The 10,339-nt window shown below is 60.5% G+C and carries 8 protein-coding genes; all 8 read right to left on the reverse strand.

Annotation, left to right across the window (positions count from 1 at the left end; translation table 11 throughout):
• Nucleotides 1–9: 9 nt before the first annotated feature.
• On the reverse strand, nucleotides 10–1,179 hold the full coding sequence (locus tag JNL86_07250) for a hypothetical protein (protein ID MBL8042701.1): 1,170 nt from the start codon (nucleotides 1,177–1,179) through the stop codon (nucleotides 10–12).
• Nucleotides 1,176–1,604, reverse strand: a complete 429-nt coding sequence (locus JNL86_07255; GenBank protein ID MBL8042702.1) for a hypothetical protein — start codon at nucleotides 1,602–1,604, stop codon at nucleotides 1,176–1,178. The genes JNL86_07250 and JNL86_07255 overlap by 4 nt, the downstream gene beginning before the upstream one ends.
• 323 nt (nucleotides 1,605–1,927) lie before the next feature.
• Entirely contained in the window at nucleotides 1,928–3,643 is a 1,716-nt protein-coding gene (locus tag JNL86_07260) for a glycosyltransferase family 39 protein (protein ID MBL8042703.1), read from the reverse strand.
• A gap of 185 nt (nucleotides 3,644–3,828) precedes the next feature.
• The gene (locus tag JNL86_07265) at nucleotides 3,829–7,122 is read right to left on the reverse strand and encodes an efflux RND transporter permease subunit (GenBank protein ID MBL8042704.1); all 3,294 of its coding nucleotides are present in this window, start codon (nucleotides 7,120–7,122) and stop codon (nucleotides 3,829–3,831) included.
• A 34-nt stretch (nucleotides 7,123–7,156) separates the two neighbouring features.
• Nucleotides 7,157–8,242, reverse strand: coding sequence for an efflux RND transporter periplasmic adaptor subunit (locus JNL86_07270; GenBank protein ID MBL8042705.1), 1,086 nt, complete (start codon nucleotides 8,240–8,242; stop codon nucleotides 7,157–7,159).
• Entirely contained in the window at nucleotides 8,229–8,417 is a 189-nt protein-coding gene (locus JNL86_07275) for a DUF2892 domain-containing protein (GenBank protein ID MBL8042706.1), read from the reverse strand. The genes JNL86_07270 and JNL86_07275 overlap by 14 nt, the downstream gene beginning before the upstream one ends.
• 109 nt (nucleotides 8,418–8,526) lie before the next feature.
• A complete protein-coding gene (locus JNL86_07280) occupies nucleotides 8,527–9,552 on the reverse strand; it encodes a hypothetical protein (protein ID MBL8042707.1) in 1,026 nt (341 codons plus the stop codon).
• A 136-nt stretch (nucleotides 9,553–9,688) separates the two neighbouring features.
• The coding region (locus JNL86_07285) for a sulfite exporter TauE/SafE family protein (GenBank protein ID MBL8042708.1) at nucleotides 9,689–10,339 on the reverse strand (651 nt) is incomplete at its 5' end.

The raw sequence follows: 10,339 nt of genomic DNA on the forward strand, positions 1-10,339 counted from the left end.
CTTCGCCCGTCAGACCTGCTGCTGTTCCCGCAACCCGGCAATCAGTTCCTTCTTCGCCATCAGCAACGCCCCCAGCCCGAAAAGCACCGTGCCCAGCGTAATCAGACCTCCGACCACCGGCACCAGAGAGAGCAACGAATAGACTACGAGCCCCACCGTAAACGCTCGAGCCAGGGATGTCGACTCGTCCTTGTGGCGAAGCAGCCATTGCCCTGCCCACGTCATGGTGTAGATGCGCGCCAGGTACACCGTCACCCCGTACAAGGCCAACAGAATCACGCCGACCGGCAACGCCAGCAGCGTCACCACTAAACTCACAGCAGCCACCGGCGTCACGACCAACACCACACCGCCCACCCCCAAAGAGACTCCCGGCTGATCCCGCAGTATTGCCGTGACTCGTCGTGAAAAAACGGGATAGACTCGGAGCAGGATCAACCCCAGTATCAACGTCGACAAGAAACTGACGACGGCGGCCAGCACTCGCGCCCCAACGACTCCCTGACGAGCTCGTTCAAGGCTCCAGCCGTCAGGTAACGGGCGGCTGGTGATGGGGCCGCGCACGGTGGCGTGCTCATCGATAGATGGAGCTGCGTCCCCCCAATACCGTAACCGACCGCCGACAGAAGCCTTCGAGGTCAGACGGACGGACTCTGCCGCGACGATACAATCCCGCGCGATCGCATTGGACAGCGTCGCCTTCCATGCGCCGACCCGTACATCACGACCGACCGGGCCCTCCAGCTGGACATGCCCTCCGCCCACGATGAGGTTCTCGCGGACCTTCGCTGTTTCGGTGAGATGAAGATCCACACCGGCAAGCGTGGCATTTCTCCCGATAGTGCCGCTGACCGTGACTTGTGCACCCATGACGCGCGCATCCTGCGCGACCGTGCCAGACACGAACACTTTCGCCCCGGCGACGATCACATCCCCATTGACCACACCATCGACCGTGATCTCGCCACCGGCCGCGTAGAGATCGCCGTTGACGATCCCTGAAATTTCCACGTGGGGCCCGAAGGCAAAATAGTCACCCTGCACGACCTGCCCCGCCTGCAACACCGCTCGATCACCCAGCGGCGATCGAGCGACAGAGTCCTCGGCGAAGACCGCGGGCGAGGCCACCCAGAGGAACAGGAGCACGACAGCCCAACCGATGGTATCCCTCGTGTTCATCGTGGCAAGATCCCCGCGCCATAGCGATAGACTAAATCGCCGCCGAAGTAGCTGGCGACGAGCAACAACAGCGACCCTCCAAAACCGAGGAGCAGCACTAGCGCGGGACGCTCCTGCATCACCCCCCAAGCCGAAGCCACCCGCAGGCCAAGCAGACCGACAAAGACCCAGAAGACCGCAAAGGCCAGTTCTTCATGCGTCTCGATCGCTGGCTTCGGAATCGTGCCACTCTGTTCGACTGCCTCTTCGGCAACATGTCCCGTGAGCACAGCCACCCCGGCTGCTAGAACCCCGAGCACCAGCAACGACAAACTCGTGTCGCGAAATTGTTGCTCCCGCCATCGGAGCGCCAACAGATCAAAGAACCAGCTGGCCAACAGCAGCGCAATGGGGAAATGAACGACCATCGGATGAAGGGGATGCATGCGGCCTCCTTGCTGGAATGCGAGAACACCATCCTGCCCTACACCGTGGCGGGCGATCCGTCGCCTGCCTCCCATTCCTGGGATGCGGCATGGATGACGCAGCCACAAAACCGGCAGGCAGCACCGCCTGCGCAGAGAGGTGGTCTGTGATGAGAGTGCAAGGATAGAGCCCTCTCATCACCGCGGCGGCGGCGGGCCAAACCGTGCAGCGTACCGGCTTGGTCGTAAATCGAGTGCCTGTGGACAGCGCCGCGATGGGGGAGGTCTGCTACAGAGAGGGCCGGTATTCCTGTGGCAGAATGCAACAGACCCAGCCTGAAATACTAGGTCTTTGCATTCACGCTGAGGAGAAAGAGATGTTTTCGGCCGGGCTGCTGAAACTCCTGGAGTCGCTCGACCACCAACCCGCCCAACCGCTGCAGCGACATCATGTGCTGCTCTTCGGTAACGATCCGGACCTGCCCATGTGTGCGCACGGCTTCGTGCACCGCCTCAACATTCGACAGCTCCGGCACGACGGTGTCCCGCTTCAGGTAATACAGGGCATCTTCGTTTTTCGGCCACCCCGGGATATACATGAACAAGGCCGGGCCGGCCCCTCTCGCCAACACCTTGATCTCCTCCGTAGCCTTCCGTGGCGAAGCCGCCTGATCGATCGCCGGGAATACGTAGTTCACGACCAGCACGACATAGGCCACGGCGAGCAGACCCACGACGTGAAGCGCAAGATGCAGGCGCGCTTTGACGACCGCGAACAGCAACGTACCGGCCAGACCGACGATCGTGACGATGAACACCGGCGAGACCACCGGCGAGGAGACTAACCAGCGCCGTCGCAACGGCGCAGCCCCGAAAAACATCCCTGCCGCGAACACCACAGCCAGGATGGCCAGCAGGACTTTCAACAATGGAGGCATCGCACGGGACGACTCGCCGGACGTAAACATTCGGTGATAGAAATACCCGATCATGAGCCCGATTCCCGGCACGATCGTCACGAGATAGGGCTCGCGCTTGAGTGTGGCCAGACTAAATGCCGTGAACAGACTGAGCACCCAGACCAGCAGCAACAATTCGGTCGGATGTGCACGAAGCGGTCGCTGCGCCCAAAGCAACAACACCGCCGACGGGAGCAAGGCACACCATGGGAAGAAGTCCGCCCACATCATGCCCAGATACCAATACAGCGGATGCCCGTCCTTGGCCACGCCGACAGATCCGGCCAGACCGCTGTTCCACACAGACCCGATCGCGCTCATGATCCTAAAATGATGCTGATACCCGGGTCCCAGCACCAACGCGTATCCAGCCATCATGGCGATGGCCAGGCCCAACCCGGCCCAAAACCACCGGTCCCGCAACATTCGTGCATCACGCTGGATGCAGGCATAGGTGCTCATGACAAGCAGGGGCAGAAAAAACCCGTGCATCTCTTTCAACATCGCCCCGAGCGCCATACTGCAAAATGCCAGGAGATACCATCGTGAACTGCGGCCCAGGATCTGCACCTGAACCCAGGCGAACAGGGCCAGCGTGACGAGGAACGTCAAGGTGGAATCAAACAGCACACGTCGTCCATACCAAAGAAACACATGGCTGGTGGCCACGACGAGCGCCGCCCAGAATCCTGCCGTCGAGGACAACAATCTCGTCCCCAAGACATAAACGAGCACCACCGTGCCGATCGCCGCAAGCGAGCCCGGAATCCGCAACGCGATTTCCTGGTCGCCCCACAGCGACGTCGCCCAGTGAAGCAGCCAGAAAAACAGCGGCGGCTTGTTGAAATACGGTTCACCGTGATACGTGAGATCGAAGAACTCGTTCCGCCGCCCCATTTCTCCGGCAATGCCGGCGTAGAGTCCTTCGCTGCCTTCCAATAACGAGAGGTGCAGATTGGCGAAATATCCCCATCCACAGATCAGCACCAGGAGCACCATCTCCACATACCGGCGGGCTTCCGCCTCCCACCGGAGCGGCACCTTCGATTCCTGCCCGCCGATCACACCGTCAACCGAGACCCGTTCACCGCTTCGCCACATAGAGAGACACTCCATACATCATCCTGACGACAAGCGGCACGATGTGCCGCGAGGGGCCCCAGTATAATTTCCCGCTCAGCCGTTGAGAAGTCTTTTTCCCATCTCGCTCGGCACGTAGGAGTTGAGGAAGGTGGTCGTCGGACTGGAGACGGCGAATGCAAGAACGGGCGTGGAGCTGTGACGGATCAGCCGGGCTGATTGCCTACGGTGGAACGAGGCACTTCGTCCGTGCCTTCCTGCGGCAGAGAGCGGACAGGCTGTGGCTGACGAGTCCCGATCCAGAGGTAGTAGAGCAGCGGGATCACCACCAACGTAAGAATCGTCGAGGCACCGACACCGAACAGCAGTGAGACGGCCAGACCCTGAAAAATCGGGTCCAGAATAATGACAAAGGCACCCACCATCAACGCCGCGGCGGTCAAGAGAATCGGGCGGGTCCGGATGGCGCCCGCGCGAATCACCGCCTCCAACAACGGCACGCCTTCCGCCTCCTGATGCTGAATGAAATCGACCAATAAAATTGAATTCCGCACGATGATGCCGGCCAGGGCGATGAACCCGATCATCGACGTGGCCGTAAAATACGACCCGGTCAGCCAATGCCCGGGCAGAATCCCGATCAACGTCAGCGGAATGGGCGCCATGATGACCATCGGCGTCAGGAAGGACTGAAACTGTGCCACGATCAACAAATAGATCAGCAACAACGCCACAGCAAAGGCGATGCCCATGTCCCGAAAGGTTTCATAGGTAATCTGCCATTCCCCGTCCCACTTCATCGCGAACCGCTGTTCCGACCAGGGCTGCACGGCATAGTGCTGCGCGAGCTCATAGCCTTCCGGCAGGGTATAGTGTTCGAGTTTCTTGCCAATCCCGGTCACGCCGTAGACCGGACTCTCCCCCTTGTCCGGCCCCACGCCCCCGACATCCGCGATCACATAGACCACCGGCTTTTGATTCTTATGATAGATCGCCTTGTCCCGCACGGTCTGTTCCACCCGTATGAGTTCGGAGAGCGGAACCATGTGCCCGGCGGCCGTCCGCAATGCGAGGACCCCTAGATTCTCTAGCCCGGTGCGTTCGATGATCGGCAGACGGAGCCGCACCTGCACCGGCTGCTTTTCCTTCGGAATGTGCACCAACCCCACATCCTCACCCTCCAAGGCGAGTCGGAGAGTCCGGACGATTTCCTCCGACGGAATACCGGCAAGCGCCGCCTTTGCGCGATCGACGGTGAACACATACTTGACCTGATCGGCCTCCAGGTAATCGTCGACATCGACCACGCCGGCCGTCGTCTCGAACATCTGCCTCACCTCGCGAGCGATCTCACTCTGCCGATCATAGTCGGGACCGTAAATCTCGGCCACAAGCACGGACTGCACCGGCGGGCCCGGAGGCACCTCCACCACTTTCACGTTCGCCCCATATTGCCGCCCGATCTCCTGCACGGGAGGGCGGATCCGTTGCGCAATGTCATGGCTCTGTGTGGTGCGCTCCTGCTTCGCCACGAGGTTGATCTGAATATCCGCCTCATGCGGCTGATCCCGCAGGTAATAATGCCGCACCAGCCCGTTGAAATTGAAGGGTGAGGCGGTGCCGACATAGGCCTGATAATCGCGCAGCTCCGGAATCGTACGCACGTACTGAGTCAGGGCCTTGGTCACCCGTGCCGTTTCCTCCAACGTCGTGCCTTCAGGCATGTCGATCACCAGCTGCAATTCGCTTTTGTTATCGAACGGCAACATCTTCACGACCACGGCGCGGGTATAAAACAGCGCCATCGATCCGACCAGCAACAGCGCAATGATCGCGAGCACCAGATACGCGATCGCCGGGTGAGACAACACCGGTGCGAGCAACCGCTGGTAGAGCCGATGGCTGAGACCGCCTTCCTGCGACTCGTGATCGACCCCGGCCATCTGCACGCCGGGCCGATAACAGGTCTGGCAAAACCAGGGAATGACAATGAACGCGACGAGCAGGGACACAAACATGGCGATCGACGCATTCACGGGGATCGGTCGCATATACGGCCCCATCAGACCGGAGACAAAGGCCATGGGCAGGAGGGCCGCAATAACTGTCAGCGTGGCAAGAATCGTCGGATTCCCGACTTCATCGACTGCGAACAACGACGCTTCACGATGCGGCCGCCGACGGAGCGTCAGATGCCGATAGGTATTCTCCACCACCACGATCGCGTCGTCCACCAGAATGCCGATGGAAAAGATCAGCGCAAACAGCGTGACCCGGTTGATGCTGTACCCGATCAGCATCGAGATGAAGAGCGTCAGCGCAAGCGTCAATGGGATCGCAATCGACACCACGAAAGCGGGACGAAGGCCCAGCGTCAGTCCCAGGAAGACCACGACGGCGACAACGGCGATCAACAGATGCCACAGCAACTCATTGGCCTTCTCATCGGCGGTCTCCCCATAATCGCGCGTCACCGTAACCCGCACATCCGCTGGGATCAGGTGCCCCTTCATCTCCTCGACCTTGCGAATAACGCCTTCGGCAACCGTCACGGCATTCGTCCCAGCCTGTTTGGCGATCGCCACCGTCACGGCCGGCACTTCTTCCGAGGACGAGGAGCTGCCTTTCGGGCCTTCGCCAAACCACACATACCGACTCGTTTCACTGGGACCATCAATGACCTCGGCCACCTGGCGAAGATAGACCGGCCGTTGCTCATTCACGCCGACGACCACCCCATCGAGATCCTCCTTCGACCGGATAAAGCGTCCGGTCTCCACGAGAAAGCTTTCGTTTCGGCTTTCGAAACGGCCCGTAGGGAGGGCCAGATTTTCGCCCTGAATCACGCCGGCCACCCGTAACGGCGTCAACCCGTAGGCCTTGAGACGTGACGGATCGATCTGTACACGCAACTCACGGCCGCGACCGCCGACCACGAACCCGCCGGCCGTCCCGCCGACCCGTTTCGCGTCTTCCAGCACCTGATCGCCCAACTGCCGGAGTTGGTAATCCGTATAGCGTTCGCTCGACAGCGTGAGCGTCACGATGGGCACATCGTTCACGTCACGCGGCTTGACCTGAAACGGCGCAGCACCAGACGGAAACAGGTCCTGGTTGGACATTAACTTGTCGTAGAGATCCACCAGGCTCTGTTCCATCGGCTGGCCGACGTAGAAGCGCACAATGATGAGTGCTCCACCGGGACGCGAAATCGAATAGAGGTATTCGACGGTCTTGATCTCCGACAGCTTGCGCTCGATGGGCTTGGTGAGCTGTTCCTCGACAATCTTCGCGGAAGCGCCGGGGAACGGCAACCACACATCGGCCATCGGGACCACGATTTGCGGCTCTTCCTCGCGCGGCGTCAGGAGCACGGCGAACAGACCGAGAAGAAGACTGGCGATGATGATCAGCGGCGTCAGTTTGCTCCCGACAAAAAGTCCGGCGAGACGACCGCTCACACCGAGAGGAGCTGGTGACTGTGAGGAAGGTGAGGGCATAGAGCGTATCGCGATTGGCTATGCGTTGGACGCGTCACGATCCCTGAGGGGACGGGACCGTCGTCATGTCTTGCACCAGTAGACCGTCGCGCCCCTTGGAGGCGTCCGCCACGACTCGCTCTCCCGCATCCACCCCGGAGAGGACTTCGACGCCCTGCTCCAGCGTGCGGCCGATCTTGACCCAGCGAAGACGTGCCACGTGATCGCTGCCGACGACGAACAGGCTGGCGAGTTCGCCCCGTTCGATGAATGACGACCTCGGCAGGAGCAACGTCGTACTCACACCTTTTTCAAGCCGCAGTCGCCCGAACATGCCGGACTTGAGCCCGGCGGTCGTCGGCAGCTCTACCTTCATCGTGAAGGTGTGGGTTTGCGGATCACCAGCAGGCAGGATCTGCGACACGGTGCCCTTCAGCGGGCTCGTCCCCAACGCGTCGATGACGACCGGTACCGATGATCCGACCGACACCACCCGCACATCACTTTCAGCCACCGTCGCTTCCAATCGTAGCTGCGCGGGATCTTCCATTCTCAGGAGTGGTTGCCCGGGGGACGCCAGCTCTCCCCGCTCCACCTTCTTCTCCGTAATCACCCCGTCGAAGGGCGCCTTCACGATGGTATAACTCAACTGCGCCAGCACGGCGTTGCGCCCCGCCTCGGCCACCCTATACGTACGCGTGGCATTTTCCAATTCCTGCTTGGACACCGCATCTTTGTGATACAGATCTTCCATCCGGTCACGTTGCGCCCGCGCATTATCGAGCTCCGCCGTCATCCGCGATAACTCGGCCTGCAGATCTCGATTATCCAACACGATCAGGGTGTCGCCCCTGCGCACCACCGTACCTTCACGAACCAAAAGATGGTCAATCATGCCCTGAATACGACTGGCCAACGTCGCTTGGTAGACCGGCGTGACCTGACCGGTGACCTCCACACTAACCGGCACCTGACTCGTCTTCACTTCGATGATCGCCACGTGAAGCGGCTGCTGCGGAGCGGCTGCCGACGGCCGTTCTCCGGATTTCGTCGGCTCCTGCGATGGTCCGCATCCCGCCGCGATCAGTACCCCCAGGGCGATCACCCCTGCCAGCACTCGTCCATTGCTATTCTCTGACACCGAGCCTCCGCAAAAGAGCCATCATGGGACACCAGCCCGTCACGGCGGACTGGATGAGATTCGCCGCGACAAACGCGGCGACATAATTATAGTAGGGATGGACCGTAGCGCCCAGCACCAACGCCAGCAGCACGAAACATCCCGCGATCAACCGTAACCATTCATTGACCGTCATCGTTGCTCACCTCCTTCCCTCACCCCATAAGAGAAGCACGGGGGAGAAAGGATTCGGCTCGACCGCAGATCCCTTGAGAGATCAAGGACTTCCCCCTGGTCTGCTAGGGTCAAAACCGATATTGCGCGCCGATGGACAGGATGCTGTCTTGATAGTCACGCAACACGTTCGTCGACGTCCGTTTGCCGTACTGATAGGCCAGCATGACCGTCGCGGCGGCGGACAGGTGATATCGCAGTTCCGCAATCCCCTGGTGCGTGGCATCAAAGCGGTCCACATGGGTATCGCCGACGAGGCCGCTGGTAAATGTTTTTCGGCGATTCACGTACGTCACGCCGAGATCCCATTCCCGATTGAACCGAAACTCTGCCCCGGCCGACACCATATGCAAATAATAGGACACGTCGTCGGTAAACTGCGGCTGGGCATGGCCCTCGGCGAGCCCTCGTTCATACAGATAGGTCACCATCAGCGTGAGCCACCCAGTGGCGCGATAGTCGAAGCGCGGGCCGATCGTCCAGAAGTTCGTATCGCGCTCCGCGAATGAGTCGTTGTACCGACGCAGCCCATAGCGGATGATGACCGTGCCGGTCAGGGCCTCCGTCAATCGACGTTCGACTTCGGCACGCCAATGGTGAGAACTGACCCGTTCTTCCTGAATCGAACGGGTACCGGTTCGCCGTTCGAAGTTCGGCCCCAGGAACAGGTTGGGCACATACCGATACCGCAGCAGGATCGACGTCTCCCGGTCGAGCGAAAACCGGTCCTGGATGCGGTAGTCGGCATGGTTGAAAACGGGATTATTGGTAAAGATCGCCCCCTGGGCTTTCACCGAGAGTTCGTTTTTTCCCTGCGCCAGCGGCGTCGAGTGAATCACCTCCAACGCCGGTTCCCAAATCACATCCTGCGGCTTCTCAGTCGACACCACCGTCGGCTGCGAGGGATCTTCCGTCAAACGGAGTCGCCTCGCGGAGGAAAACTGAAATGCGTCGGTCGTGTAACTGGTCCGCTGCTCGGCCACCGCCGACCACTCGGCCCACGCCGGTCTCTCCGGCCCACACAGCAGACTCCCCCCCGCCATCCACAGACCGATACGTAGGCCGACGGAGAAAAGCGAGTATCGGTATCGCCTCATCGAGGCTATGTGATCCACAGAAGTATCCAGGGGAGATCACCGGTCCGCCACACGTGCCCGCATGGGCAGGGCTGGTTCATGCCGGCAAGGGGACGCGCGTCGACGCTCGACACTTCGCCACTGACATCAACCACGGTCACCCTTGCAGTCTCCATAACTTGGACGCATTCACCACGATGAGGATCAGCGCGATTGAAATGGTCACGGAGGCCGTCACCCGGCCCATCACCGCCGGCGGCAGCCACGATCCCGCTCGCACCCCCAGCAACATACCGGTGACGCTGCCCAGCAACACATAGGCCAGGAGATTCCAATCGAGGTGGCCAAATTGTAAATGTCCCACAACACCGCCGAGGGAAATCAGCGCGATGATCGTGAGCGAGGTCCCGATTGCGGCTCGTGCTGGGAACTTGAGCACCAGAATCAAGGCCGGGACGACCATGAACCCGCCACCCACACCGAATAATCCATTGACGGTTCCTACCGCGAGGCCTATCGCCCCGACCTTCACCCAACACGTGCGGGGAAACCGCGTCGCACAAGACTCTTCGTCGTCGCACTCAACCGCCGGGCGTTGCTGTCTCGCCATGATGCCCCTCACCAGCAGCAACAACAGACCGAACAGGACGAGTAACACTTCTTCTCGAATCAACCGGTGCCCGAAGGCACCACCCCATGATCCAACCATCCCGGTCCAGCTGAAGGCCGCCGCCGCCTTGGTTTTGACCAAGCCTCGCCGGCCATATTCCCAGGCGCCGACGAGCGATGACGTCGCCACGATCATCAA

The sequence above is a fragment of the Nitrospira sp. genome (assembly GCA_016788885.1).
Classification (GTDB): Bacteria; Nitrospirota; Nitrospiria; order Nitrospirales; family Nitrospiraceae; genus Nitrospira_A.